Below are 25,786 nucleotides of genomic sequence, written 5' to 3'. Positions count from 1 at the left end.
GGATTCTGGAAGATCGATCAATTCAAACGGCATTCCGGCCAAAGACGTTGAAGAGGTTGCACTTTACAAAGTTCGAAACAACTTTCGAAGGATTCCTTACATGGCTGAAATTGTCAAAAAGCTCGTTGTCCTCGTCACCAAGGGGATTGAATCCGAACTGTCTTCGGTTGCCTTCACCATCGCCAATGGTGGGATCACGGCAGGTCTCCAAGTCAGCATTTTTCTCACCAGCACCGGCATCGACCTCGTCCGCAAGCGCGGCCAGGCGATGACGCAGGTCGCACCGCTCGATCCGCTCGCCAAGCTGATCGAGGACTTCATGCAGCGGGGCGGCGCCGTCTGGGCGTGCACGCCCTGCGTCACGTCGCGCGGGTATCAGCAGGAGGACCTGCTCGACGGCGTGGTGATTACAGGCGCGAGCCTGATGCACGGGGAGATCAAGGCCGGCGCAGCCACGCTCTCGTTCTGATCTCAGGTCGGAAGCATTGGATCTTCTGTTCGCTCGCCCCTCTCGATCACCAGATCCATCGCGCAGGACGAGATACGAACAATGAAGGCGCCAAGACCGTGTGTCACAATCTGCGAATCGCTGTTTAGCTGCCAGCCACCGAGCTTCGCACGATACCGTATGATTGCACGCTTCTCCCTGCGGATCGCCGGGCGCCTTATCGCCGGCCTGCTTCTCGCCATGGTGGCCGTGCCCATCGGCTTCGTCCTCGTGGCGGTGGCCTTTGCCCTGATGCCGGAGCGGGGCCGGCTGCAGCAGGCGGCCGGCGAGCCGCCCGTCTATGTCTGCGCCTCGCTCGCCCATGCCGATATCGTCCTGCCGAGCCGCGACCCGCTGATCGACTGGAGCGCCCTGCTTCCCGCTGTGGCGCGCCCCAATCTGCCGCCCGAGGCCGGCCTCGCCTTCGGCTGGGGCGACCTGCGCTTCTTTCGCGAGACGCCGGCCTGGAGCGACATCAACCTTGCGACGGCCCTCGGTGCCTTGCTCGGCCGCCACGCCACGGCCGTCAGGGTGGTGGCGGTGAAGCCGCCGGCGGACAATCCCGGCTGCATGCGCGTCGGCGTCGACCGCGCGGGCCGCCAGGCGCTGATCGCCTCCATCGAGGCGAGCCTGCGGATCGGCGCCGACGGTCGCCCGCTGCAGCAGGCCGGCGGCGGCGCCTTCGAGGCCTATTACCTCGCCACCGGCCGGTACGGACCGCTGCGGACCTGCAACCAGTGGATTGCCGAAGTCCTCGCCGCCGCCGGGCTGCCGCATGCCCGCTTCGCCCCGTTCAGCTTCGGCGTGACATGGCCGCTGGGGCGGATGGCGGTGGCAGACCGTAAGGGGTCATGATCGCCGGCCGAACCATATCGCCGGCACTGAGCCCGTCGGGCAACGCACCCTTATCTGCCGCCTGTCGCGCTTGGTTCCGGGTATTTTCCCCGACGATCCGCTTGTACCTGCCCAGCTTCCTGCGGCGGCCGTCGAGAATTCAAGGGGCGGCGGCAATGGCCTCGATCTCGATCACGAATTCGGGCCTCGCCAGGCCAGCCACCATGATCAGCGTGGTCGTCGGCGGCGTTCCCGGGAAGTGCCGGTCCCGTGCGCGTCTGTAGCCTTCCATATGCTCACGGGCTGTCACATAGACGCTGAGGCGGACGACGTTCTCCATCGTCATGCCGTCTTCGGCCAAGATGGCCGCAATATTTGCAAAGCAGATTTCGGCTTGTGCTTCGCTGTCCGCAGGAACTCTGTCCTCCAGATCGATGCCGAGCTGCCCCGCGGTGATGACCCAACGATGGTTCGCCGGTACGGCAAGGCCGTGGCTATATCGCGCCAGAGGGGGACGAACAGTCGAGGGGGAGAGTGCACGCATAGCGATCTTTCCTGTGTGGAAGAGAGGCACGACTGCATCCGAACCTGCAGGGGAGTGCCAGATTGTCGAAGTCGAAGGGGAGGCGTGACTTCAAAAATGACCAACGGGCCGGAGAAGCGGGGCCATGTCGTACCAGAAGACCGGCTGTCGGATCATCGACCGCCAGAACGGGAAGAAGATCAGGGGTGGGAAAATGCATCACCTCGTCGATACGCAGGGCTTGCCGATGCAGGCCGTCGTCCACGCCGCCGATATACAAGATTGCGGCGGCGCCTGACTCAATCGCCGCCGATGGCTGACCAAGTACGGTGCGTGCCTCAAAGGACGATATCTTGCTGACCTACGTCCGTCACCTTGTTATCTGTCAATTTGACGCCCAACCCGTGGCTATCATCCCAGGTGCAGCCAAATAGAAGGGCGATAATTTTGTCGTCTCCATAATACGGATCTTTGATAACTATCTGCTCTAGTGGAACTAAAGCGCCCAACTCGTTTATATTCGACACAATGGGCATTTCTTCATCGGCGACGTCTCCCAAATCAGCTCTCTTTTCATCTAGAATTGAAAGATAATATGCGTAGATGGATCTTTCGATATCCCTGATGCATTGATCTTTATGCCTATAAAATTTAACGAAAATCTCCTGTTGTGCAGCCGTGGGACCGGAATCTTCGTCGACGACTAAAATGACGGTTCTGTCTTCTCCAAATATAAACGCATCATACTCACGTTTCCAGGATAAACCATCCCACCACAATTTTCCAAAAACAGGATCTTCTATTGTGCCCACCGTTTTATCTCCTCATTGTAAAGCCGTCGCGCGGCGTTAATTTCACCGATTCCACCGAAGTGAGGGTGGTTGTTGTTGATAATGCTGGGAATGAGCTGCAAAGTCCGTAAATTGTGGTGTTCGTGCCATGTATAGCCGTTATCCTCGCGCCAAATTTCGACGTCCCTTCGCGTTACACCGAGGGATTTGTTTCCTGCTTGGATGCCCAGCTTTTCTATCAAGGCGGGGTTTTTGGAGACTAAAATGTCTCCGTTTTTAAAATTTTCTCTCCTATCTGCCGACATATTCTCGAGCTCTACATCAGCAAGGGAGTGGGGGTCGAATTTGCCCGATCCGTCGACGTATTCAACGCCTTTATTGTTCGTTGCGGCTCTCGCCTCGGGATTGTTTGAGAGAAAGTGACCATTGCCTCTTTCGCCGGCTATCCATGTTCCCGATTTGTTCCCAGATTGATCGAGCCTTTGCTTGAGGCTTGTATTGATCCTTGTCACGCTGCCTGTCTGCTCGTCAAACGAAAATGCCATGGTCCGGGAGCGATTGAAGTAGATTTTCGCCTGGGGGGCTACCTTTGCTAAAGGGCCCCACGGGCCAAGAATGGTGGTGTCACCGGCCTTGCGGTACCCGTCCGTCAGAGCGCCGGAATAGTCGGGACGAGCGGAATAGTATGATCCTGTTTTGTTCTTGTCAACGGAGGCGCCAGTGGCCGCCTCCGGCTGCGGATTCTCTGGCGGCCCGGCAGATTGCTGTGGCGATGGGCTTGGTGTGTCTGCTTTGCCTTTCGCCGGAACGGGCGTATTGGCCTCAGCGGCCCGCTGTCCGGCCTGCCGGAACATGGCGGGATATTTGTCCGCCAATGATCGGCCCAGGCGCGAGGCTGCCCGGCCGGCGAGGGGGGCTGCGGCGCCCATGACTCCGCCGACCGCCGCGCCCCAAGCGGCGGCTTCCATGCGGTTCCGGAAGCCGCCTTCGCCGCGCATGAAGCCATCCGCTCCGCCGATGGCGACCCCCATCGCGGCGCTGCCGCCAAGCGACGATGGCGCGCCAAATGCCGCCGTCCCGGCGACGGTGCCGGCGAACTGGAGGGCGTTGGAGGTCCAGGGATAGTTCTGGTCGAAATAGCTGTCGCGGGCGCGCTGATAGTCGAGCGCCTCCTCATAGGCCTTGCCGTCGCCGATGACGGCGGAGAGGGGCGCATTCAGTCCGGCTTCAAACTCGTCGGCGGCCCCGCCGACGATGGGAATGCCGCGAGACACGGCACGAGCCCTGTCGTCGAACCACATCCAGGTGGGACTTTGCTGATGTTCCTTGGCGACATAGGCCATGGCGTAGCTTCGCTGAGCCGCCCTGTCGCCCCGCGCCTGCGCATCCCGATAAGCCTGCTGGATATCGTCGAGAGACTGGTCCTCCGCCCATACCGCCCGGAGATAGTCGGGGTCGGTCATCCATGAGGGGTTGAGGTAGTGTGACGGACCGTAGGGATCCTGGTTTGCGAAGGTGATGTCCGCCCGATAGGAGTGACTACCGGCAGGGATCGCCGGTGAAGCGGAGGCGGCTCCGGCCGCCTGGGTGTCTGCGGCACCGCTGTTGATGGCAGATCCGCCATCCTCCGGTGCCTGGGGCTTCGGAACGAGGATGCCGGATTGGCCCGGTCCGCTTTTGTCGGTGCGCAGCAGGTAGGCGTAGCGGATGGGAGCATCGCTGCCGCCGGGTTTGCGCAGGTCGGCGGCGGCGAGGGCGTTGGCGGCGGGGATGTCGCCGCCATTGGTCTTGAGGTTGTTGCGCACCAGGCGCGGGAAGAGCGCCTGCGCGATCGGGGACGGGTCGATGCCCGCCATGCCGGCGGTGTGGGCGATCTGGCTCGCCGCCGACGCGGACAGATCGATGTCCGTGCCGGCGCCGGGGCGGGGCGGCGCCGGGGGAATGGCGGCGTTGTCGAGCGCGACGGGGCTCGCCGGTGCGGCGGCACCGATGGCGCTGGTCTGTCCCGGATCGGACAGGACGGCCGCGAACAGCCGGCCGGCGGCGGCATTGTCGCCGCGCGCATAGGCGGCGACGGCCGGTTCGAGCAGGCGGGGGATGCCGCCATCGACGAGTTGCCGGAACAGGGCATATTGCCGGGCGGGATCGCGGATCGCCGCGATGGTGTCGCGCAGCGGGCCGATGCGCTCGGCCATCGGCCTGCTCGTATCGGCGAAGGCCCCGACGATGGCGGAGGCCATGGCCCGGGGCAGATAGCGCCGCTCGCCTGCCGGCACGCCGGCGGCGTCCATCAGGGCGGCCGTCCGGTCGACGAGGCCGGGCAGGTTCTGCCGCAGCGTGGCGGGATCGGCGCCTTCGAGGGCCTGCCAGCTTCGGGCGAGGGCGGGATAGAGTTTGCCGAGGGTGCCGACCGGGTCGGCGGCGCGCGCGGCCCGGTAGCGGGCGACGGCGGCGGCGGCGTTGGCGAGGAAGCGCTGGCCGTCAGAGGCGGTGGTGGCGGCGTAGTGGGCAAGCGCGGCGTCCTGGGCGCGGTCCGGCTGATGCAGCAGCGCGGTGATCGCCGGCGCATCCTTGCTGACGAAGGCATCGGCCTCGTCGAAGCGCCGGGTACCCTCCTCGGGGCCATAGGCGGCGATGAAGGTGTTTCGGTCCGGCGGCGGGCCCTGGAGCGTGCCGGCGAGCGGCATGTCGGCGAGGCGCTGCTGCAGCCCGGCGATATCGGCCTGGGCGGCGGCCTGCTTCTGGGTCTGGTTCGTTTGCCAGTCGAGGGCGAGCTGCCGGCGCTGCGCCGGGGTGAGGGTGTCGACGCTGGGATCAACCGGCCCTTCGTCCATCATGAGCGGCAGGACGGCCCGGTCCTCGGGCGAGAGCGTCATCCCGAGTTCGGCGAGGCCCCGGCCGGAGGGATCGTCGCCATGGCGGCCCTGCCAGCCGGCGGTCTGCAGGGCCTGCTGCGTCGCCGTCCACTGCGTCGCACGGACCGCCGGCGGCACGCTCGACTGGTTGGCCTGCTGCGCCTTCAGCACGCCGAGGGCGGAGGGCAGCAGGCCCGGGCTGACGCGCACCTGGTCGGCCATGGCGGCGGCCGACTGGCCGAAGGCGGCCTGCTCATAGGCGCCGCGTCCCTCGAATTCCATGCGGGCGGCGGCGAGGGAGGTGCGGTCGCGGTCGAGGGTGAGCAGGCCGGCATAGGTCTGGCGGTTGGCGGGCGAGACGGTCTTGAGGAACGCATCGTCCGCCTGGGCGCGGCCGGCCATGACGGCGTCATGGAAGCCGGTCGCCTCGGGCGCCATGCCGGCCCGGGCCTGCTGCAGGGCCTGGTCCTGGGCGAGGGTGTGGCGCTGGAAGGCGACCTGGTCGTCGAAATCGGCCTGCTGCTTCTGGCGCGCCAGCCAGCGGGCGGCGACGTCGCCGACGGTCTGGCCGAGCTGCTGCAGCGCCTTGGCGGCGTCGTCATAGGCCTGGATCTGCGGCGCGGCGGGCACGGCAAGGCCCTCCTGCGCCACGTAATCGGGAAAGCGGGGCAAGGCTTGCTCCAAACAAAAGCCCGCCGGTGAGGGCGGGCCGGGTGGGTTCGGGAGCGGGCCGGGCAGTCAGTGCGGATCGGGATCGGGACAGGGGGCGACGCCGGACCTGTGGGCGCGCGGGCCATGCCCGCGCGAAGACGACGAAGGCGTCCGAAAATGCAAAACGCCCGAAGCAAAGCTCCGGGCGCCAGATGTCGTCATGCTTTCTTATCCCACGGGCTGCGGGACGACGTCAAGATTTGTTCTCTATTTGTTCTTGACTGGCGAGGCGAGGGCCGGCTGTATTCGCCATTGACCGCGTCGAAGCCGTGGGCCGATCGGCAGCCGTAAGGCGAGGGAGGAGGGCAGCCGCTCGCGCCATGCGGCCGGACGCCTCGGTCCATCGAGAGCCTCGCCAGCGTGCCGCCCGTTTCGACGATCCGCCCTACGGCGTCGCCGTCGACGTCATGGTCGGCGCGAAGGAGGGCGGAGCCGCTCGGCGCGACGCGCGTGATCCCGGATGCCATTGAATCATTTAGGAGGGGGGCAGCTGGTGTGTTAACGTGAATTTACGGCATGCAGCGAACAGGCGGTGCCCATTATTGCTGCCGAGCTACGGCTTTCGCTTCGCGAGCCTTCGGTCCCCGAGGGCCTGACTATGGCGCCCGCCAACATTCCCCATGCAGAAGCTGCCAGTACCCTTGCAGTCATCACCTGGTCCAACGAACCCCTGCTTTTTCTCACCGGCGATCTCACGATCATCGCAGCCAGCGTGTCGTTTTGTCGAACCTTCCAGATCACTCCGGAAAGCGTTACCGGGCGGAGGCTCTCAGAGCTGGGTGACGGCGAATGGGACATGCCGAGACTCGGCTCGCTGCTGAAGGCTACCGCGTTGGGCAGCGCCGAGATCCAGGCCTATGAGATCGATCTCGTCCGAAAAGACCGGAAGCCCCGATATCTGGTGCTGAATGCGCGCAAACTCGACGAGGGGGACGCCGGCTACGTCCGGATCCTGCTGGCGATAACCGATGTCACCGTCGCTCGCGCCGAAGCTCGGCAAAAAGACGAACTCCTTCGGGAAAAGGCGGTCCTTCTGCAGGAAATACAGCATCGGGTCGCCAACAGCCTCCAGATCATCGCGAGCCTGCTGATGCGAAGTGCCCGCAGGGTGCAGTCCGAAGAGGCCCGCGGACACCTTCACGATGCGCATCACCGGGTCATGTCCATTGCCGCCGTTCAGCGCCATTTGGCAGTGTATGAACCGGGCGACGTGCCGCTTCGCCCCTATTTCGTTCAGCTTTGCGAAAGCCTCGGCGCGTCGATGATCTTCGATCCCACCCGCTTGTCGATCATCGTGACCGTCGATGACAGCGTCGCGGCTGCAAATGAGTCGGTGAGTCTCGGGCTGGTCGTCACCGAGCTCGTCATCAATGCCCTCAAATATGCCTTTCCCGACTATCGGCGCGGCACGATCGCCATCGATTACCGTTCCATCGGGGCGAATTGGACTCTGTCGGTCAGAGACGACGGAGTGGGCATGTCAACCGGCGCCGACAAGCCCAAGCCGGGGCTGGGAACCGGCATCGTCGAAGCGCTCTCCAAGCAGTTGGGCAGTGTCGTTCGCGTCGACGATGGCAATCCCGGCACCACCATCACCCTTGTTCATGATCAGGCTGCCGGTGGCGATAGCGATCTGCCCGCTGCCGCATAGCAGGCGCCTTTTCACGCAATCGGGGCGAGCTTCACGTTTCGCCTTCCTAAGCCGGGTCGTGCATGCAAAACCGCCGAGTCATTCTGGTCGTCGAGGACAATCCGATTATCCGGATGTGCGCTGTGGATCTCGTCGACGCGGCAGGTTTCGAGGCACTCGAAGCCGGCAGCGCGGATGAAGCAATCCTGCTTCTCGAAGCCCGCCCGGATATCCATCTCGTGTTCACGGATGTGGAAATGCCGGGCACCATGGATGGGCTGAAGCTCTCCCACTACATCCGGGGCCGCTGGCCCCTGGTGAAGCTGATCCTGGCATCGGGCAAGATGATCATCAATGAAAGCCATCTTCCCGCAAACGCCCGGTTTTTCTCCAAACCCTACCAGGAAGGCATGATCGTCGGAGCGATGATCGCGCTGCTTTCCGACGGGCCTGCGCCATGAATGCCACCGCAGCGGATCTCGACTATCCGGCGGCTCTTCCTTGATGAGATCCTCAGCCCGGCGAAACTCATGACCGTCTTCCCGCGGGACGACGCCGGATCTGTCCTTGCCCGCGCGAGGACGACGAAGGCATCCGGGAACGCAAAACGCCCGGCGTAACGCCGCGGGCGCCAGATGGCTGGCGGGGCAGGGCCTTTCCAGCGCCATGCTGATTGACAGGCCCGACTCCGCTTGTTTATCTCCGTCCGTCAAGCACTTCGTGAATCGCGGCGCTGTCCTATTTGTTCCCAAGAGTTTGTCCTCACTAATCTGTTCACTCATCGGAATGGCGGGCGTTTCTGCTGTGCCGCCGCCGGTCGTCGGATGCGACGGTTCGATCGGCGGCTGCTTCAGCCGGTGCCTCCCCAGCAGCGTGCGACATTGCCCACGAACCCGCAGCCAGCGATCGAACCGGAAATGGCGGTGCCGAAAGAGGCGCCCGCAGCGGTCGACTATTCGCTCTCGCCGGGACTCGTCGCGACACTCGCCCGTCTGGGCGGCTCGCTGGCATTCACGTCCTACCAGTCAGGCCTGCTCTATATGCTCGGGCGCGATCCCAAGGGCGGCGCGCATCTCTACACCACAGCCATCCTCAAGCCGATGGGCCTGGCCTTCGATGCCGCCGGCGGGCTGACGCTGTGTGCCGGCGCCACGATCATGCGCTTCCGGAGCGGGCTCCGGCCGCATGAGCGGATCAACCACACATTCGATGCCTGCTTCATGCCGCGCACCATCCACGTCACCGGCGAACTCGACGCCCATGATGTCGGCGTCGACGGCGAAGGGCGCGTCGTCTTCGTCAACACCCGCTTCAATTGCCTGGCCACGGTCTCCCCGCAGCATAGTTTCGAGATGGTGTGGAAGCCGTCCTTCATCTCCGCTTTGGTCGACGAGGACCGCTGCCATCTCAACGGCCTCGCCATGGACGGCGGCAAGCCGGCCTATGTCACGGCCGTCAGCCGCTCCGACACCGTCGATGGCTGGCGGGACCGGCGGGCCGAGGGCGGCGTCGTCGTCGATGTCCGCACCGATGAGGTCGTCTGCGAGGGGCTGTCGATGCCGCATTCGCCGCGGGTGCACAGAGGCGAATTGTGGGTGCTCAACAGCGGCACGGGCGAACTCGGCGTGGTCAGGCGTCCCGCCAGGGGCATGGGCCGGTTCGAGCCGCGCGTGTTCTGCCCCGGCTTCCTGCGCGGGCTGGCCTTCCACGGCAGTCACGCCTTCGTCGGCCTGTCCAAGCCGCGCTACAAGCGCTTCGAGGGCCTGGCGCTCGACCAGCGCCTGAAGGATGCCGATTCCGAGCCCTGGTGCGGCATCCATGTCATCGATCTCGACAAGGGCAGCTGCGTCGACTGGCTGCGCATCGACGGCCAGGTCGGCGAACTCTACGACGTCGCCTTCCTGCCCGGCACCGCCTGTCCGATGGCCGTCAGCCCCGGTTCCGGCGACGTCACCGGCCTGATCACCTTCGACGGTGTATCGCAGACGGCACCCGCATCGCCCGGCGACCTGCTCGCATCCCACGCCATCGCTTGACGCGGAGCCATCATGGCCGTTACCCACTCCCTGCGCCACCGCCTGATCCTGGGTACCGCCATGGCGGGCGCCCTGTTGACGGGCTATGGCCGGGCCGTCGCCGGAAGCTGCACGGCGGCCGGAGGGAGCTATCTGTGTTCGGGAGCGGCCGCCACCCCTGCCGGTTCCGACACGCCTCTCACCCTCGATTTCGTCAGCCCGATCTTCGGGGCCTCCACCGTCGCCGGTTTCGGCATCGATTCGAGCTCCACCGCCGCGACCGCCATCACGATCAATGCGAGCGGAGCGTCGCTCTCCTTCACCGACAACTACAATTCGGTGATCAAGGGCGGCGTCGACGGCATCGATGCCTTCAACAAGACGACCGGCGCGGCCGCGATCACGGTGAGCGGGGCCGTGACGGGGATGGATGGGGACGGCATCCACGCCGTCAACGACAGCACCGCGACCGACCTGATCATCACCACCGGCGCGGACGGTCCGATAGCGGGCACGAATATCGGCATCTATGCCCTCAACGACGGCACCGGCGCGACGACGATCACCGCGAACGGGAATGTGACGGGCCAGGGCGCGTACGGCATCGAGGCGATCAATGGCGCCACCGCGAGCGACCTGATCATCACGACGGGCGCGGCCGGCACGGTGACCGGCACGAATGCCGGAATCTACGCCCTCAACAACGGCACCGGCGTGACGACGATCACGGCCAACGGGGTCGTGACCGGCACGAACGCCTATGGCATCAGAGCCGTCAACGCCAGCACCGGCACCAAACTGACGGTCACCACGGGCGACGCCAGCACGGTGACGGGCGCGGCGATGGGCATCTATGCGCTCAACCAGGGCACCGGCGCGACGATCGTCACGGCCGGCGGAATCGTGACGGGGACGACATCCGTCGGCATCTATGCCGGCAACACCGCGACCGCGACCGATCTGATCATCACGACCGACGCGGGCAGCGATGTGTCGGGCACGGATGGCATCCTGGCCGTCAACAACGGCACCGGCGCGACGACGATCACGACCAACGGCACCGTGGCGGGCACGAATATCGGCATTTATGCCTTCAACAACGCCGCCGGCGCGACGACGACGATCACGGCCAACGGCACCGTGACGGGCAAGGACGGCATCGAAGCGATCAATTCCGGCGTCGCGGGGGACATGATCATCACCACGGGCGCCGCCAGCACGGTGACGGGCACGAATTTCGGCATCTATGCCCTCAACCGGGGCACCGGCGCGACGATCGTCACAGCCGGCGGAATTGTGACGGGGACGGCCTCCATCGGCATCTATGCCGGCAATTCCAGCACCGCGACCGATCTGATCATCACGACCGGCGCGAGCAGCGATGTGTCGGGCACGGGCGGCATCCTGGCTCTCAACAACGGCACGGGTGCGACGACGATCACGGCCTACGGCGCCGTGACCGGGACGGGGGCAGACGGCATCCATGCCGGCAATTCCAGCACCGCGACCGACCTGATCATCACGACCGGTGCAGGCAGCACCGTATCGGGTGTCGACGGTATCGCGGCCGTCAACAACGGCACCGGCGTGACCACGATCACGACCAACGGCACGGTGGCGGGCACTAATATCGGTATCTACGCGCTCAATAGCGGCACCGGCACGAAGACGACGATCACCGCCAACGGGACGGTGACCGGCAAGGACGGCATCGAAGCGGTCAATTCCGGCACCGCCGGGGATATGATCATCACCACGGGCGCCGCCAGCACGGTGACGGGCACGAATTTTGGCATCGATGCCGTCAACAACGGCACCGGTGCGACGACGATCACGGCTAACGGCACCGTGACCGGGACGGGCGCCGATGGCATCTATGCCGCCAATTCCAGCACGGCGAGCGACCTGATCATCACGACGGGCGACGATAGTGCCGTATCCGGCGTCGACGGCATTGTCGCCGTCAACAACGGCACCGGGTCGACCACGATCACGACCTACGGGACGGTGACGGGCACCAATATCGGCATCTACGCCCTCAACCAGGGCAGCGGCACGACGACGATCACGGTCAACGGCTCGGTCTCCGGCGTCGACGGCATCGAGGCCAAGAATGCCGCCACCGCCGCCGGCCTGATCATCACCACCGGCGCGGCCAGCACGGTCACCGGCACGAATATCGGCATCTATGCCCTCAATGACGGCACCGGCGCGACCACGATCACGGCCAACGGCGTGGTTTCGGGGACGAATATCGGCGTCTACGCCCTCAACAAGGGCATCGGCACGACGACGATCACCGTCAACGGCACGGTGAGCGGCGTCGACGGTATCGAGGCCAAGAATGCCGCCTCCGCTGCCGACCTGATCATCACGACCGGCGCGGCCAGCACGGTCACCGGCACCAATATCGGCATCTCCGCGCTGAGCGAAGGCACCGGCGTGATCACGATCACGGCGAAAGGGGCGGTGACGGGGACGAATATCGGCATCTACGCCCTCAATGGGGGCGTCGGCGCAACCACGATCACGACCGCCGGGGTGACGCAGGGCGGCGCCAGCGGCATCGATGCGGTGTCCAGCGCGGGCCAGGCCATCGCCATCAACAATTCCGGCACCGTGCGGAACAGCTCCGCTTCCTCCTCCGCCCTGGCGATCGAGACGGCGGGCGGTGCCACCGTGATCACCAATTCCGGCCGGCTCATCGGCACGGTGGCGCTCGGCGACCTCGGCAGCACCGTCGACAATGCCGGTATCTGGGATACGGCCGGCGGCACCAGCACATTCGGCGCCCTGACCGCCGGCAACGGCGTGACCAACGAGGCCGGCGGTACCATCATCGCCGCCGATGATGCGTCGGCGGCGCAGCAGACCACCTTCTCCGACGTCGGCACGTTCACCAATGCCGGCATCCTCACCATGCTGGACGGCCGGGCCGGCGATACCACCACGATCGACGGCAACTTCGTCGGCACCGGCGGCACGGTCGAGCTGGATACCGTCATCGGTACGGACGGCTCGCTTTCGGACGTGCTGGTGATCGAAGGCGATGCCTCCGGCTCCACCAGGCTGGTGGTCAACAATGCCGGCGGTCTCGGCGGCCTCACCACGGCGAACGGCGTCGAAGTGGTGGAGGTGACGGGCACCTCGACGTCGGACGCCTTCTACCTCAACGCTGCGGTCGGGGCCGGCATCTATGATTACGGGCTCTATTACAGCAGCCTGACCCCCAACGCCGACGACCAGAACTGGTATCTGCGCTCGACCGGCAAGCTCAATGCCTCCGTGCAGACGATCCGGCCCTATGCCGACACGCTGGTGAACTTCGCCGAGGCGACGCTGGGCACGCTGCAGCAGCGCGCCGGCAACCGCGTCTGGCCCGGCGGCGCACCGCAGGTGGCGGTGAACCTGTCGTCGGATCAGGCGATGCGCTATGCCGCCGGCGGGCCGGTGATCCAGGGCGCCGGTGCCTGGGGCCGCATGGGCGGCCAATATGGCGCCCATGATCCCAGGACCGGTTCCTCCTACACCCAGTCGATCGGCTTCCTGCAGGCGGGCTATGAAGGCACCGCCGCCGAGACGGCAGCCGGCCAGGTCACGATGGGAGCCTACGCCACCGTCGGCACCTCGAGCGCCGAAGTCGACATCAGCCATGATCCCGTCACCGGCGCCGCCAGGGCCAAGGGCAAGATCAACTCGACCGGCTACGGTCTCGGCGCGGACCTGACGTGGCTCGGCAATGACGGTCTCTACGCCGACGCGGTCGGGCAGTTCACCTGGTATGACACGGACCTCTCCAACAAGCCGGACGGCAGCAATTCGGGCTGGTCTTCGGTGCTCAGCCTCGAAGCCGGCAAGCGTTTCGAGATGGGCTCCGGCTGGGCCGTCGTGCCGCAGGCGCAGCTGGCCTGGACCCATGTCGACTTCTCCCCCTTCACCGACCTCAACGATACGCGCATTTCCATCGGGGACGGCGACAGCCTGAAGGGCCGGGTCGGGGTGCGGGTGGAGAATCTCACGAACTGGCGGAACGTGGTCGGTCCGGGCGGCCGCCTGCAGCTTTATGGTGTCGTCAACCTCTCCTACGCGTTCCTGAACGGGACCTCCGTGGTGGTGGCGGGCAACACGCTCACCCAGCAGGACAAGCGGCTGTGGGGCGAAGTCGGGCTGGGCGGCACCTATGCCTGGAACGACAGGTGGAGCCTCTACGGCGAGGCCTATTATGCCACCGCCCTCTCCTCCGGGGCGGGAGACAGCTACACGATCACGGGCACGGCCGGCCTGAGATACAGGTGGTGAGGCCGCTGCGGGCGGCGGCCTCCGGCGGAAGGCGGACCCGCTCGCGCTATGCCTTCCTGGGCACGCCGACGAACAGCCACAGCGCGACGACCGAGAGGATGGCGGCGGCGAAGAACGGAGCGCCCGGCAGCTCGATCACGGCGCCGGGACCGGCGAACAGGCCGAAAAGCTGCGTCGCCAGCGCCGGGCCGATGATGGCGGCGATGCCCATCAGGCTGGAGATCGCGCCCTGCAATTCGCCCTGGGTGCGCTCGTCGACCTGCCGGGTCATCATGGCGTTGATGGCAGGCATGGCGATGCCCTGCAGGGCGCCGATGACGAGCAGCGCATAGATCATCCAGCCCTGCGTCGCCAGGCCGTAGCCGATCGCGATGACGCATTCGACGAAGAGGCTGATGACGGCCGCCAGCCTCTCGCCGAAGCGCTGGATGAACAGGCCGACGAGGCCGCCCTGGACGAGCGCCGTGACGACGCCGAACGCCGTCAGCGACAGGCCGACCTGCCACTCCGTCCAGCCGAAGCGATAGATGGTGTAGTAGGCCCAGACGGCGGGATAGACGTTGGTCGCCAGCATGTGGAGGAACAGCGCCGCGCCGAAGCCGACGAGCACGGGGTGGCGGCGGAAGGCTATGAGCGCACCGAGCGGATTGGCGCGGGCAAGGGCGAAGGGGCGGCGCTTGTCCCTGGAGAGCGTCTCCGGCAGGACGAACCAGCCATAGAGCACGTTGGCGATCGAGAAGGCCGCCGCGGCATAGAAGGGCGCGCGGTCGCCGTACGTGGCGAGAAACCCGCCGATGCCCGGGCCGATGATGAAGCCGATGCCGAAGGCGGCGCCGATCATGCCGAAGGCTTTGGCCCGCCCCTCGGGCGGCGTGATGTCCGCGATGAAGGCATTCGCCGTGGTGTAGGAGGCGCCGCAGAGGCCGGCGATCAGGCGCCCGGCGAACAGCCAGCCGATCGTCGGCGCCAGCGCCGTCAGCGCATAGTCGATGCCGAGGCCCGCGACCGAGACCAGCAGCACCGGGCGGCGCCCGAAGGCGTCGGAGAGATTGCCGATCACCGGGCCGAACAGGAACTGCATGGCGGAATAGGCGACGAACAGCCAGCCGCCGAGGATCGAGGCCTGGGCGATGTCGACATGGGCGATGTCGGCGATCAGGCGAGGCAGCACGGGAATGATGATGCCGAGGCCGATCATGTCGATCAGCACGGTGATCAGCACGAAGGTGAGGGCGTGGGGGCTCGTTTTCGAATCGGTCATCGAGGGATCCCGGGGGCGGCGGGCGCTTCATAACAGATTGCGGCGGCAGCTCCGAACCGCAGGACGCGCGAAGCCGTATAAGGGAACGGCGGGGACCGCTCGCGTCCCGCCCCCGTGTCGTTCGACGGCGGCACGGCTTTCATTCATCGTCCGAAGGTATCGCTCGTGACCGTATCCGATGTTTCTCCGCCGGCGATCATGTGGTTCCGCAACGATCTCAGGCTGGCCGACAACCCGGCGCTGCATGCGGCGGCGGCCAGCGCCCGGCCCCTCATCTGCGTCTATGTCCACGAGGACGGGCCGGGCGCGCCGCGCCCGCCCGGCGGCGCGGCGCGCTGGTGGCTGCACGGGGCGCTTGCCGGTCTCGACCGCGCCCTGGCGAACCGGGGCGGCGCGCTGCATCTCCTGCGCGGCCCGGCCGAGGAGGCCATCGCCGCCCTTGCCACAGCGGTCGGCGCCGCCGCCGTCTATCGCTGTCGCCGCTATGACGAGCCCGGCCGGGCGATCGACGCGCGCCTCGACGCCTTGCTGGAGGCGCGCGGCGTCGCCTCCCTCGACTTCAGCGGCACCCTGCTGCACGAACCCTGGGCGGTGGAGAACCGCTCCGGCCAGCCCTTCCGCGTGTTCACACCCTTCTGGCGCGCGTCCCGCCAGCGCGGGGCGCCGGGTCAGCCCCTCCGGCCGCCGGAAAGGCTCTCCTTCTTCGCTCTTCCGGAGGAGACGCGCCGCCGCTTCGTCGGGCTCGGCGATCTCGGCCTGGAGCCGGCGAAGCCGGACTGGGCCGGCGGCCTGCGCACGGCCTGGCGGAGAGACGAGGACGGGGCGGCCGCGTGCCTCGATACCTTCCTCGATCACGGCCTCGAAGGCTACGCCGGCGGCCGGGATCACATGGCCTCCGCCGCCATATCCCGTCTTTCGCCCTATCTGCGCTTCGGCCAGGTCTCGGTGCGCCAGGTCTGGCATGCGGTGACGGCGGCGCGGCTTTCCGAAAGGTCCCGGGCCAGCGAAGGGGACGTCGAGAAGTTCCTCGCCGAGCTCGGCTGGCGCGAATTCGCCTACCATCTGCTGCACCAGGCGCCGGATCTCGCCCGCCGCAACCTCCAGCCCCGCTTCGACGCCATGCGCTGGCGCAGCGACGAGCGGGCGCTGCGGGCCTGGCAGCGGGGCGAGACCGGATATCCCCTCGTCGACGCCGGCATGCGGCAATTATGGGCGACAGGCTGGATGCACAACCGCGTCCGCATGGTCACGGCGTCCTTTCTCGCCAAGCACCTGCTGCTCGACTGGCGCGAGGGCGAAGCCTGGTTCTGGGACACGTTGGTCGATGCGGATGTCGCCAGCAATCCCGTCAACTGGCAATGGGTCGCCGGCAGCGGCGCCGACGCGGCGCCCTATTTCCGGGTCCTCAACCCGATCCTGCAGGGTGAGAAGTTCGATGCGGGCGGGGACTATGTGCGGCGGTGGGTGCCCGAACTGGCGTGCCTGCCGGCAGCCGTCATCCACCGCCCGTGGACGGCGGGCAAGGAGCAACTGGCCGCGGCCGGCGTGGCACTCGGCGAGACCTATCCTCTTCCGATCGTCGCGCACGAGTTCGCCAGGGAGCGGGCCCTCGCGGCATGGCGCGACATGCGCGCATGACGGCCCTTCGGCGAAGGGGGCTTGGCGGCAAAGAGGGCTTGGCGGCGGCGCATGGCGATTGTAGACAGCGCTGATGTGGACACCGATCGCCGACCTTCCGAACCAGCAGCCTCCCAAGCCCCTGCACGGCGTGCGCGTGCTCGAACTGGCGCGCATCCTCGCCGGCCCCTGGGCGGGCCAGCTTCTCGCCGATCTCGGCGCCGAGGTGATCAAGGTGGAGCGGCCGGGGCAGGGCGACGACACGCGCAGCTGGGGCCCGCCCTTCATCATGGGCAGCGAGGGTGAAAATCTCGGTGCCGCCTATTTCCATTCCTGCAACCGCGGCAAGCGCTCGGTCGCCATCGATTTCGAGGCGCACGAAGGGGCCGACCGGGTCCGGACGCTGGCCGCCGAGGCCGATATCGTCCTGGAGAATTTCAAGGTCGGGGGCCTGCGGAAATACGGCCTCGATCATGAGAGCCTGAGGAAGATCAACCCGCGGCTGATCACCTGCTCGATCACCGGCTTCGGCCAGGACGGGCCCTATGCCTCCCGCGCCGGCTACGACTTCATGATCCAGGGCATGGGCGGCATCATGGACCTCACCGGCGATCCCGACGGCGAGCCGCAGAAGATCGGCGTCGCCTTCGCCGACATCTTCACCGGCGTCTATGCCGTCGTCGGCGTGCAGGCCGCCTTGCGCCGCCGCGAGATGACGGGCCTGGGCGGGCATGTCGACATGGCGCTGTTCGACGTGCAGCTCTCGGTGCTGGCGAACCAGGCGATGAACTATCTGGCTTCCGGCAAGAGCCCGAAGCGCATGGGCAATGCCCATCCCAACATCGTGCCCTACCAGGTCTTCCCGGCGAGCGACGGCCATCTGATCATCGCCTGCGGCAATGACGGCCAGTTCGCCAGATTATGCGCGGTGCTGAACATCGGCGACCTCGCGGGTCATCCGGACTATCTCACCAACAAGGACCGGGTGAAGAACCGCGATGCGCTCGCCGGCCTCATCGGCGGCCTCACGGGGCTGCGCACGCGCGCCGATCTTCTGGCGGCGCTGGAGGCGGTCGGCGTGCCGGCCGGGCCGATCAATTCGGTCGCCGACGCGCTGCACGATCCGCAGGCGGTCCATCGCGGCATGGTCGTCGGCCTCGCCGAGCCGGCGGTCGAAGGCGGCGTCATTCCGTCCGTCCGCACGCCGATCCTGCTCGACGGTGAGGCGATGGTCGCCCATCTCGCCAGCCCGAGGCTCGGCGAGATGGGGTAGGCACATCGAAGGGCGGATATCCTATCCGCCCTTTGTAGGCGTCGCGTTTGAAGAGCGGACAGGATGTCCGCGCTCCCTTCGCTTAAGCGGCGACGCCGCGCAGGCCCTTGGCGTTGCCGAATTTCGCATCCAGGCTCAGGCTGCCGGCGCCGAAGGCGACGACCTGCAGCAGTCCGCCGGTCATCGCGATGTTCTTGAAGAAGTGGATGAACATGTTCTGGTCGGCGAGGTTGCTGTGGAAGCCGAAAGCGGCGGCAACCGTGAAGATCGCCATCAGCAGGGCGACGATGCGGGTCTGGTAACCGACGATGAGCAGGATGCCGCCGATCAGTTCGATGACGATGGCGACGACCAGGGCGACGGCCGGCATGGGCAGGCCGGCGGCGGCGATGTAGGCTATCGTGCCGGCGGGTGCGGTCAGTTTCATCCAGCCGCTCATGACATAGATGAGGGCGATCAGGATGCGCCCGATGAGCGGGGTGTAGCGGGTGTCGGCAGACATGGTGTTACCTCTGTTTGGAAGAGGACCGGCGGTTCATGGCCGCCGGCCTCATTATATCAGGACTTGGTTTCGGTGATATGGGCGGCCTTGAGGGCCTTGGCGACGAAGGCGACGCGGCGGCCCTGGAAGTTGGCGACCTCGAGGTCGTCGGCGGTGGGCGGCGTCGCCTGGTTGAAGGACACGGACGAGGCGCCATAGGGCGTGCCGCTCTTGAACATGGCCGGATCGGCATAGCCGAGCGGCACGATGATCAGGCCGAGATGGGCCATCGGATTGTAGAGCGAGATCAGCGTCGATTCGTTGCCGCCATGCGGGGTGGAGGTCGACCCGAAGACCGAACCGGCCTTGCCGTTGAGCTTGCCCTGGAACCAGAGGCCGCCGAGGCTGTCGATATAGGCCTTGAGCTCGGAGGAAACCGAACCGAAGCGGGTGGGCGTGCCGAAGATGATGGCATCGGCCCATTCGGCGTCATCTTCCGTCGGCGCCTCATATTTGGCGTTGAGGGCGGCAGCCTGCTCGGTCCAGCCGGGCGCCTTGGCCATCGCCTCGGCGCTCACCACTTCGCGGGCCCGGCGAAGGCGGACCTCGGCGCCGCTGGCGCGGGCTCCGTCGGCGATGGCGTTGGCGAGGGCTTCGGTCACGCCGGAGCGCGAGTAGAAGGCGATGAGGATCTTGGGCTGGGACACGGGATGTTCCTTCGCGGGAGCCGATCGGGGATCGGCGACTGGGGGAGAAGAGGTTTGGGGAGAAGAGGTTGGGGGTGAAATGTCTTTCCTGCCGAGCAATCGGCTCAAAAGGGCGGTGATGCTCATCGGCGGAGTTCCATGGCGCTCGCCGCCGGAGAGCGGCGAGCAGGATTCGATCCGGCATCCACGCCGCCGGAGACGGCGCGGGCCGCGTACGCCGCTGCATATGCCGCAATTGGCCAAACAAGAAAATCTGGATAATATCGACCGTTACGTTCGAGAAAGTTGATATGTCGGATCCCCGTCCAACCCTTGACCAACTCCAGGTCTTCCTCGCCATCGTCGATGCCGGCAGTTTTGCCGCCGCTGCCCGCCGGCTCGGGCGGGCCACCTCGGTCGTCAGCTACACCATCGCCAACCTGGAGGCCCAGCTCGGCCTCGAGCTGTTCGACCGTGACAGCACGCGCAAGCCGGCGCTCACCGAAGCGGGGCGGGCGATTCTCGGAGACACCCGCACCATCACCATGCGGCTCGGCGATCTCGTCGCCAAGGCGAAGGGGCTGCATGCGGGGTTGGAAGCCGAGGTCGCGCTGGTGGTCGACGTCATGCTGCCGCCCTGCAGCCTGGTGCAGGTGCTCGACGCCTTCCAGATCGAGTTTCCGACCGTGGCGCTCCGGCTCTATGTCGAGGCCCTGGGCGCCGTGACGCAGCATGTCCTCGACGGCATCGCCAATGTCGGCATCTGCGGCCCGGTTGAATTCCAGCATGTCGAGCTGCGGCGCAGCCAGGTCGGCGCGGTCCGCCTCATTCCCGTCGCCGCTCCCTCCCATCCCCTCAGCCGGATGGGTGAGGAGGCCGACATGCATGTCCGGGACCACATCCAGCTCGTGCTGACCGACCGCTCCTCCCTAACGCGCGGCCAGGACTTCCAGGTCATGGCGATGAAGACCTGGCGCCTAGCCGATCTCGGCGCCAAATACGCGCTGCTCAAGGCCGGCATCGGCTGGGGCAGCATGCCCGAGGAGATGGTGCGCGACGACATCGAGAATGGCCGGCTCGTCCGTCTCGCGGTCACGGCCTGGGACAATGCCATCTATCGGCTGCAGAGCATCTACCGCACGAATTCGCCTCCCGGCCCCGCCGCCCGCTGGCTCCTGGACAGGCTCAAGGACACGCTGGCCCCGGTGTGAGCGGCGCTCAGCCCGAATTCCGCTTCAGCCCTGCCTCCGGGACGTCCCTGACGGGCACCACCGTCACCTTGACGTTGTAGGATCGCAGCGAGGCCAGGTGCTCCGGCAGGATGCCGTCATCGGTGATGAGCTCGTCGATGGCGGAAAGGTCGCAGAAGGTCGAGAAGGCCGGCGCCGTGAATTTGGAACTATCGACGAGCGCGATGGTCCGGCGGGCGGAGCGGATCATCGCCCGCTTGAGCGAGGCCACTTCCAGCGCGGCATCGGTGAGGAGGTTTCCCGTCACCGCATAGGCGCCGGTGAAGCACAGATCGGCATGCACGGTCTGGAAGAAGCTCTCGCCCGGCTCGCCGGTCAGCGCGCGCCAGCCGCCGGGGCGGATGGTGCCGCCGGGCATGATCACGCGCCAGCTCGGGACGCCGGAGGCGAGCAGGGCGATGTCGAGGCTGTTGGTCACCACGGTGAGGGTGAGGTCACGCGTCAGCGCGGCCCGCGCCGCTTCCATCACGGTGGAACTGCTCTCGAAGATGACGCTTTCGCGCGTGTTCAGACGCTGGGCGGCTTCGATGCCGATGGCGATCTTCTGCGCCCGCTGCAGATGGGCGTTGATGGCGGATTCCCGCTCGAACGTCGCCTGTAGCGGGGGCACCAGCAGGGCGCCGCCATGGGTGCGTTCGAGATAGCCGCCCTCCATCAGCTGCTCGAGATCGCGCCGGATGGTCGATTGCGAGCCGCCGATCGCCTCCGCCAGTTCCTGGATGGACGCCGCGCCGTTGATGCGCAGATGTTCGAGAATCATGGCGCGGCGCTTGGCCGGTATGATCTCGACGCGTTTGGCAGGGGCGTCCATTGCAGGCTCCCGTGGAATCCGGTCCGTTTCAAAGCGTCACGGTTTTAGATCGAATCGAAGAATGCGTCATTCCGGCTCGAGCGAAGCGGAAGGCCGGAGCCCATTACCATGACCTCGGCAGGACAATGTCCATGGGCACCGGGCTCGCCCGTCGGGCGCCCTGGCATGACGCCCCCCGGTCCGATCGAACCGCGACGAATGCCGGCCGTGCCTTACCAGATGGTGTAGCCGCAATCGACGACGAGCAGGGATCCCGTCATCGCGCTCGACGCATCGCTCGCCAGGAACAGGATCGCGGCGGCGATCTCGTCGGAGCGGGCGACGCGCTTCATCGGCGTGTAGTCCATCCAGACCGAAAAAAGCTCGGGCTTGTCGAAGCCGCCGCGCGACATCGCGGTGTCGACATAGGTCGGCGCCACCGTGTTGACGCGCACGCCCCGCTCGGCCCATTCGCCGGCGAGCGAGCGCGTGAGATGATGCACGCCGGCCTTGGCGGCGTTGTAGTGGGCCTGGCGCTGCGGCTTGTTGGAGATCAGGCCCGACATCGAGCCGGTGGTGACGATGGAGCCCTTGCCGCGCTCCAGCATGGCCCGGCCGAATTCGCGGCAGGACCAGTAGACCCCGTTGAGGTCGACGTCGATCACCTTGCGCCAGACTTCGTCCGACATCGATTCGCCGGGGGTGTCCGGCCAGGCGATGCCCGCATTGGCGATGAGGATGTCGATCGCGCCGTGGTTTTCATTGGCCTCGCGGGCCGCCCGGCCGACCGCGTCGGCATCGGTGACGTCGAGCTGCACCGCATCCACCGTCCAGCCCTTGACGGCCAGCTCCTCGCGCCCGGCCGCCAGCACCGCCGGATCGAGATCGGAGATGACGACCTTCGCTCCGCATTCGAGCAGGGCCTCCGCGGTGGAAAGGCCGATGCCGCGCCCGCCGCCGGTGATGAAGGCGGTCTGTCCGCTCAGGTCGAATTTCTTCAGATACATGACGCATGCTTTCCTTGCATTGGACGATGAACTATTTGACCGCGCCGAAAGTGAGGCCGCGGACGAGCTGGCGCTGTGTCAGCCAGCCGAAGACCAGGATCGGCCCGATCGCCATCAGCGAGGCGGCGGAGAGCTTGGCCCAGAACAGGCCTTCGGGGCTGGAGAAGCGGGCGATGAACGCGGTGAGGGGCGTCGCCTGGGTGACGGTGAGATTGATGCTCCAGAACGCCTCGTTCCAGGAGAGGATGATGGAGAGCAGGGCCGTGGAGGCGATGCCGGGCATGGTCATCGGCAGGAGCAGCATGACGAACTGCTTCAGCGGCCCGGCGCCGTCCATGCGGGCCGCCTCCAGGATCTCCTTGGGCACGTCCTTGAAGAAGGTGAACAGCATCCACACGATGATCGGCAGGTTGACGAGCGTGTAGAGGCCGAGAAGGCCGATCCGCGAATCGAGCAGGCCGAGATACTGGAACATCAGATACATCGGCACGAGCACGCCGACGGCCGGCATCATCTTGGTCGAGAGCATCCAGACCAGGAGGTCCTTGCTGCGCTTGCCCGGGAAGAAGGCGAGCGCATAGGCCGCCGGCAGGCCGATGACGATGCCGGCCAGGGTCGAGCCGACCGAGACGATGATGCTGTTGGCGAAGAAATGCAGGTAGTCGGCGCTGTCGAGGATCTCCTCGAAATTGCCGAGCGTCGGCCGGAAGAACAGCAGCGGCGGCGCTGCGATCGCCTGCTGTTCGGTCTTGAAGGCGGTGATCGCCATCCACAGGATGGGAAAGAACAGGAGGAAGGTCATGAGCCAGCACAGCGCCGTGACGATCATCCGGTATCGCAGGGAAGGTCGCATCGCTCAGTCCTCCAGCGTGTGGGAAATGGTGCGGACGAGGAAGACGGCGACGATGTTGGCGAGCACGACGGCGAGCATGCCGCCCGCGGACGCGCCGCCGATGTCGTTGTCGAGCAGGGCGGTCTTGTAGATGAGGTAGGGCAGGGTGGTCGAGGCGTCGCCCGGGCCGCCCACCGTGGTCACCAGGATCTCGGCGAACACCGAGAGGAGGAAGATCGTCTCGATCATCACGACGATGGTGATGGCGCGGTAGAGATGGGGCAGGGTGATGTAGACGAACAGCCGCAGGCCGTTGGCCCCGTCCATGCGCGCCGCCTCGATCTGGTCGCGGTCGAGCGATTGCAGGGAGGTCAGCAGGATCAGCAGGGCGAAGGGGATCCATTGCCAGGCCACGATGATGATCACCGAGGCGAGCGGCAGGTCGCTCATCCAGTCGATCACCGGCAGGCCGAGAGAGCGCGAGATCCAGGCGAAGAGGCCGTTCACCGGATGCATCAGCAGGTTCTTCCACACCAGCGCGCTCACCGTGGGCATGACGAAGAAGGGCGCGATGCAGAACAGCCGGGCAAGGCCGCGCCCCCACACCGGCTGGTCGAGCAGGACGGCGCCGATCACGCCCACCACCACGGAGATCGCCAGCACGCTGACGACCAGGATGATCGTGTTGAGGATCGCCTTGGCGAGGCCGGGATCCTCCAGCAGGTACTGGTAGTTGTCGAAGCCGGCGAAGCCGGTCTGGTCGAGATAGTTCAGATTATAATATTGGAACGAGAACCATATGGTCATCGCCAGCGGCACGATCATCCAGACCAGCAGCAGGATGACCGAAGGGGCCAGCAGCGGACGCGTATCGACACCCACCCCCTTGCGGCGGGAGATCATGCTGATTGCCATGCGGGGAGTCCTCGAGGGCTGGCACGTCTGATGTCACGGGTTCTGCCGGGACGCAAAAGTGGCGGTGCGGGCTCGAATCCGGGAGAGATATCCGGCCCGCACCACCTGCGGAGCGCCCCGGGAGGATTGGGCGCGCCGTTGTCGCTGATCTCGGCTGCGGCGGCCAACGCGGTGGCCGCCGGCGCCGGGCTTACTTCTTCTTCGGGTAGCCCGCCTGGCGCATGGCGCGCTGGGTCAGGGCCTGGGCCGCCGCGAGACCCTGGTCGATCGTCTTCTGGCCGGAGATGATGGCTGCGAATTCCTGGCCGACGGCGGTGCCGATGCCCTGGAATTCGGGAATGCCGACGAAGGAAATGCCGGTATAGGGCACCTTCTCCTGGGTGGCGTCGTGCATGTTGGCCGTCTGGATCGCGTCAAGGGTGATCTTGGCGAAGGGAGCCGCCGCGATATAGGCTGGGTTGTCGTAGGTCGACTTGCGCGTGCCCGGGGGCACGGTCACGATGCCGTTGGCGTCCGCCACCAGCTTGATGTAGTCCGGCGACGTCGCCCAGTAGATGAACTTCTTCGCCGCATCCTGGGACTTGGAGGAGGCGGGAACGGCGAGAGCCCAGGACCACAGATAGTGGTTGCCCTTCTCGAACTTGCCGTAGGGCGTGTAGGCATAGCCGAGCTTGCCGACGACCGTGCTCAGCTTGGGATCGTTGAGCGAGCCTGCCGCGACGGTCGCGTCGACCCACATGCCGCATTTGCCGCTGGCGAACAGGGCCAGGTTCTCGTTGTAGCCGTTCGAGGCGGCGCCGGGCGGACCGTATTTCTTCAGGAGGCCGACATAGGTCTCCAGCGCTTCCTTCCACGCCGGCTTGTCGAATTGCGGCTTCCAGTTCATGTCGAACCAGCTCGCGCCGTAGGAATTGGCCACGTCCGTGATCTGGCCGACATTCTCGCCCCAGCCCGGCTTGCCGCGCAGGCACATGCCGTAGACGCCGTGCTCGGGATCGTGGATCTTGGCCGCGAAGCCCTGGATGTCCTTCCAGGTCGGGTGTTCGGGCATGGTGAGGCCAGCCTTGTCGAACAGGTCCTTGCGGTAGAAGGTCATCTGGCTTTCGGCGTAGAAGGGCAGGGCGTAGAGCTTGCCGCCATAGGAGAGGCCGTCGCGCACCGACTGCAGGACGTCCTCGAGCTTGTAGTCGGCGGGCACGTTGTCGAACGGCGCCAGCCAGCCGCGCTGTCCCCACATCGGCGCCTCGAACAGGCCGATGGTCATGATGTCGTACTGCCCGCCATGGGTGGCAATGTCCGTGGTCAGGCGCTGGCGGAGCGTGTTTTCCTCCAGCACGACCCAGTTCAGCTTGATGTCCGGGTTCTTGGTCTCGAAATCCTTCGAGAGCTTCTGCATCACCACCATGTCGTTGTTGTTGACGGTGGCGACCGTCAGCGTGGTCTCGGCCATGGCCGAGCCCGCGGCGAAGCATGCCGCCAGCGACGTCACCATGCCCAGAAGCATGGTTTTCAGCACTTTCATGACGTTC

Annotated in this window: 20 protein-coding genes and 1 pseudogene; 10 read left to right on the top strand and 11 right to left on the bottom strand. The window is 66.1% G+C overall.

Annotation, left to right across the window (positions count from 1 at the left end):
- Positions 1 to 100: 100 nt before the first annotated feature.
- On the top strand, positions 101 to 469 hold the full coding sequence (locus J3R73_RS24125; RefSeq protein WP_307433225.1) for a DsrE family protein: 369 nt from the start codon (positions 101 to 103) through the stop codon (positions 467 to 469).
- Between the two features lie 159 nt (positions 470 to 628).
- Complete coding sequence (locus J3R73_RS24120; protein ID WP_307433223.1) at positions 629 to 1,342, top strand: DUF2459 domain-containing protein; 714 nt, start codon at positions 629 to 631, stop codon at positions 1,340 to 1,342.
- A 139-nt stretch (positions 1,343 to 1,481) separates the two neighbouring features.
- Here J3R73_RS24120 and J3R73_RS24115 read toward each other — a convergent pair whose 3' ends face one another.
- A complete protein-coding gene (locus tag J3R73_RS24115; RefSeq protein WP_307433221.1) occupies positions 1,482 to 1,865 on the bottom strand; it encodes a RidA family protein in 384 nt (127 codons plus the stop codon).
- 169 nt (positions 1,866 to 2,034) lie between these two features.
- Between J3R73_RS24115 and J3R73_RS24110 the strand changes: the two are divergent.
- Positions 2,035 to 2,136 (top strand): annotated as a pseudogene (locus tag J3R73_RS24110) (IS5/IS1182 family transposase); the annotation flags it as partial.
- Between the two features lie 46 nt (positions 2,137 to 2,182).
- On the opposite strand, the gene J3R73_RS24105 reads toward J3R73_RS24110, so the two are convergent.
- Positions 2,183 to 2,656 carry a DUF6985 domain-containing protein gene (locus tag J3R73_RS24105; protein WP_307433218.1) on the bottom strand — a complete coding sequence of 158 codons (474 nt, stop codon included), beginning with the start codon at positions 2,654 to 2,656 and terminating at the stop codon, positions 2,183 to 2,185.
- Entirely contained in the window at positions 2,644 to 6,162 is a 3,519-nt protein-coding gene (locus tag J3R73_RS24100) for an HNH endonuclease (RefSeq protein ID WP_307433215.1), read from the bottom strand. Before J3R73_RS24100 ends, J3R73_RS24105 begins: the two co-directional genes overlap by 13 nt.
- A 637-nt stretch (positions 6,163 to 6,799) precedes the next feature.
- Here J3R73_RS24100 and J3R73_RS24095 point away from each other — a divergent pair.
- The 4 genes from J3R73_RS24095 to J3R73_RS24080 all read left to right on the top strand — a co-directional run bounded on the left by J3R73_RS24095 (position 6,800) and on the right by J3R73_RS24080 (position 14,145).
- A complete protein-coding gene (locus J3R73_RS24095; protein WP_307433212.1) occupies positions 6,800 to 7,852 on the top strand; it encodes a sensor histidine kinase in 1,053 nt (350 codons plus the stop codon).
- A 62-nt stretch (positions 7,853 to 7,914) separates the two neighbouring features.
- Positions 7,915 to 8,292: a response regulator gene (locus tag J3R73_RS24090; RefSeq protein WP_307433209.1), complete on the top strand. Its 378-nt coding sequence runs from the start codon at positions 7,915 to 7,917 to the stop codon at positions 8,290 to 8,292.
- A gap of 456 nt (positions 8,293 to 8,748) precedes the next feature.
- Complete coding sequence (locus J3R73_RS24085) at positions 8,749 to 9,867, top strand: TIGR03032 family protein (protein ID WP_307433206.1); 1,119 nt, start codon at positions 8,749 to 8,751, stop codon at positions 9,865 to 9,867.
- Positions 9,868 to 9,879: 12 nt separating this feature from the next.
- Complete coding sequence (locus J3R73_RS24080) at positions 9,880 to 14,145, top strand: autotransporter outer membrane beta-barrel domain-containing protein (protein ID WP_307433203.1); 4,266 nt, start codon at positions 9,880 to 9,882, stop codon at positions 14,143 to 14,145.
- A gap of 46 nt (positions 14,146 to 14,191) precedes the next feature.
- Here the strand turns inward: J3R73_RS24080 and J3R73_RS24075 are convergent, their stop codons facing one another.
- Complete coding sequence (locus tag J3R73_RS24075) at positions 14,192 to 15,406, bottom strand: TCR/Tet family MFS transporter (protein WP_307433201.1); 1,215 nt, start codon at positions 15,404 to 15,406, stop codon at positions 14,192 to 14,194.
- Between the two features lie 165 nt (positions 15,407 to 15,571).
- On the opposite strand from J3R73_RS24075, the gene J3R73_RS24070 reads away from it, so the two are divergent.
- Together J3R73_RS24070 and J3R73_RS24065 are read left to right on the top strand one after the other, a co-directional pair.
- Positions 15,572 to 17,044, top strand: coding sequence for a cryptochrome/photolyase family protein (locus J3R73_RS24070; protein ID WP_307433197.1), 1,473 nt, complete (start codon positions 15,572 to 15,574; stop codon positions 17,042 to 17,044).
- 73 nt (positions 17,045 to 17,117) lie between these two features.
- Positions 17,118 to 18,296 carry a CaiB/BaiF CoA transferase family protein gene (locus J3R73_RS24065; RefSeq protein ID WP_307433195.1) on the top strand — a complete coding sequence of 393 codons (1,179 nt, stop codon included), beginning with the start codon at positions 17,118 to 17,120 and terminating at the stop codon, positions 18,294 to 18,296.
- An 82-nt stretch (positions 18,297 to 18,378) separates the two neighbouring features.
- Here the strand turns inward: J3R73_RS24065 and J3R73_RS24060 are convergent, their stop codons facing one another.
- Entirely contained in the window at positions 18,379 to 18,798 is a 420-nt protein-coding gene (locus J3R73_RS24060) for a DoxX family protein (RefSeq protein ID WP_307433194.1), read from the bottom strand.
- A 56-nt stretch (positions 18,799 to 18,854) separates the two neighbouring features.
- Positions 18,855 to 19,484 carry an NAD(P)H:quinone oxidoreductase gene (gene wrbA / locus J3R73_RS24055; protein WP_307433192.1) on the bottom strand — a complete coding sequence of 210 codons (630 nt, stop codon included), beginning with the start codon at positions 19,482 to 19,484 and terminating at the stop codon, positions 18,855 to 18,857.
- Between the two features lie 290 nt (positions 19,485 to 19,774).
- On the opposite strand from wrbA, the gene J3R73_RS24050 reads away from it, so the two are divergent.
- A complete protein-coding gene (locus J3R73_RS24050) occupies positions 19,775 to 20,674 on the top strand; it encodes a LysR family transcriptional regulator (RefSeq protein ID WP_307433190.1) in 900 nt (299 codons plus the stop codon).
- Between the two features lie 7 nt (positions 20,675 to 20,681).
- Here J3R73_RS24050 and J3R73_RS24045 read toward each other — a convergent pair whose 3' ends face one another.
- The 5 genes from J3R73_RS24045 to J3R73_RS24025 form a co-directional block, all read right to left on the bottom strand.
- The gene (locus tag J3R73_RS24045; RefSeq protein WP_307433188.1) at positions 20,682 to 21,524 is read right to left on the bottom strand and encodes a DeoR/GlpR family DNA-binding transcription regulator; all 843 of its coding nucleotides are present in this window, start codon (positions 21,522 to 21,524) and stop codon (positions 20,682 to 20,684) included.
- Between the two features lie 212 nt (positions 21,525 to 21,736).
- Positions 21,737 to 22,510, bottom strand: coding sequence for an SDR family NAD(P)-dependent oxidoreductase (locus J3R73_RS24040; RefSeq protein ID WP_307433185.1), 774 nt, complete (start codon positions 22,508 to 22,510; stop codon positions 21,737 to 21,739).
- 31 nt (positions 22,511 to 22,541) lie between these two features.
- Positions 22,542 to 23,363, bottom strand: coding sequence for a carbohydrate ABC transporter permease (locus tag J3R73_RS24035; RefSeq protein ID WP_307433182.1), 822 nt, complete (start codon positions 23,361 to 23,363; stop codon positions 22,542 to 22,544).
- Positions 23,364 to 23,366: 3 nt separating this feature from the next.
- A complete protein-coding gene (locus J3R73_RS24030) occupies positions 23,367 to 24,257 on the bottom strand; it encodes a carbohydrate ABC transporter permease (RefSeq protein ID WP_307433177.1) in 891 nt (296 codons plus the stop codon).
- A 190-nt stretch (positions 24,258 to 24,447) separates the two neighbouring features.
- The gene (locus J3R73_RS24025) at positions 24,448 to 25,779 is read right to left on the bottom strand and encodes an ABC transporter substrate-binding protein (RefSeq protein ID WP_307433173.1); all 1,332 of its coding nucleotides are present in this window, start codon (positions 25,777 to 25,779) and stop codon (positions 24,448 to 24,450) included.
- Positions 25,780 to 25,786 lie beyond the last annotated feature (7 nt).

It is taken from the genome of Labrys monachus, assembly GCF_030814655.1.
GTDB classification, from domain to species: Bacteria; Pseudomonadota; Alphaproteobacteria; order Rhizobiales; family Labraceae; genus Labrys; species Labrys monacha.
The sequence above is the reverse complement of the archived record's forward strand: the minus strand, read 5'-3'. Positions and strand labels throughout refer to the sequence as shown.